This is a genomic window from Pseudomonas sp. P5_A2_2 (genome assembly GCF_054177685.1).
This window is the reverse complement of the sequence record NZ_JBGCUL010001123.1, coordinates 1-1,364: the sequence shown is the minus strand read 5'-3', so window position 1 is coordinate 1,364 and position 1,364 is coordinate 1. Positions and strand designations below refer to the sequence as shown.

At 56.4% G+C, this 1,364-nt stretch carries 2 protein-coding genes; one reads left to right on the top strand and one right to left on the bottom strand.

Annotation, left to right across the window (positions count from 1 at the left end; genetic code table 11):
• Positions 1–66 precede the first annotated feature (66 nt).
• Positions 67–789 (top strand): amidotransferase, encoded by a 723-nt coding sequence (locus ACXRVY_RS29355; RefSeq protein WP_223462208.1) that lies wholly within the window; start codon positions 67–69, stop codon positions 787–789.
• 110 nt (positions 790–899) lie between these two features.
• On the opposite strand, the gene ACXRVY_RS29350 is transcribed toward ACXRVY_RS29355, so the two are convergent.
• The coding region (locus tag ACXRVY_RS29350) for a CorA family divalent cation transporter (RefSeq protein ID WP_458239003.1) at positions 900–1,364 on the bottom strand (465 nt) is incomplete at its 5' end.

The following is a 1,364-nucleotide window of genomic DNA, read 5'->3' as shown; positions in this document are numbered from 1 at the left end:
TTGTCACGGTGTTTCAAGGCAGGCTCTGGGGTGTGCATTATTCCCATCACGTGTCAGGTATTTTTTATGTCGTTACGCATCTGCATTCTGGAAACCGACCACCTGCGTCCGGAATTGGTTGACCAATATCAGGGCTACGGGCAGATGTTCAAACACCTGTTTTCGCAGCAGCCGATTGCCGCCGAGTTCACGGTCTACAACGTGGTGCAGGGTGAATACCCAAGCGACGACCTGACATTCGACGCCTACCTGGTGACGGGCAGCAAGGCCGATTCCTTTGGCACCGACCCGTGGATCGAAACCCTCAAGAAATATCTGCTGACCCGCTACGAGCGCGGCGACAAGTTGCTGGGTGTCTGCTTCGGTCATCAGTTGYTGGCACTGCTGCTGGGTGGCAAGAGCGAGCGTGCAACCCAAGGCTGGGGTGTCGGCACGCACAAGTACAAGATGGCCGCCAAGGCGCCATGGATGAGTCCGGTGCGCGAAGAATTGACGTTGCTGATCAGCCACCAGGATCAGGTCACGTCGCTGCCGGAGAACGCCACGGTCATTGCTTCCAGCGATTTCTGCCCGTATGCCGCCTACCACATCAACGATCAGGTGCTGTGCTTCCAGGGGCATCCGGAATTCATCCACGACTACTCCCGTGCCCTGTTGGAGATTCGCCAGCAGGCACTGGGTGAGCAGGTCTACTCCAAAGGTATCGCGAGCCTTGCGCAGGAACATCACGGCGCCACGGTTGCCGAGTGGATGATGCGGTTTGTGGCGCACAAGCCAGCAGCTGATTGAAACTAAAAGCATCGCGAGCAGGCTCGCTCCCACATTGATCTCTGCAACACCGAAGATCCATTGTGGGAGCGAGCTTGCTCGCGATCGAGTGCGAAGCACTCGCCTGGGATCTAAAGCCACCCCGACTTCTTGAAACTCGCCCACAACCCCAAACAACCCACCGTAATAAACCCCAGCACTCCGAAATACCCGAATTGCCAGCTCAACTCCGGCATGTTCTGGAAATTCATTCCATAAATACCCGCCACCGCCGTCGGGAAGGCCAGAATCGCCGCCCAGGCCGCAAACTTGCGTTGCACCACACTCTGTCGAGAGGCCTCCAACAGCACCCCGACCTCAATCGTCTGGCTGGCAATATCCGCCAGGGTCGTCAGGTCTTCCATTTGCCGCGTTACATGGATCTGCACATCGCGGAAGTATGGGCGCATGTTTTTATCGATAAACGGGAAGCTCAGCCTTTGCAATTCCTCTCCTATCTCGATCATCGGGGCCACATAACGACGCAAGCGCAAGACATCACGACGCAGGCCATGTAGCTTCTGGATGTCGTAGTCATTCAATGAGCCGCATAACAC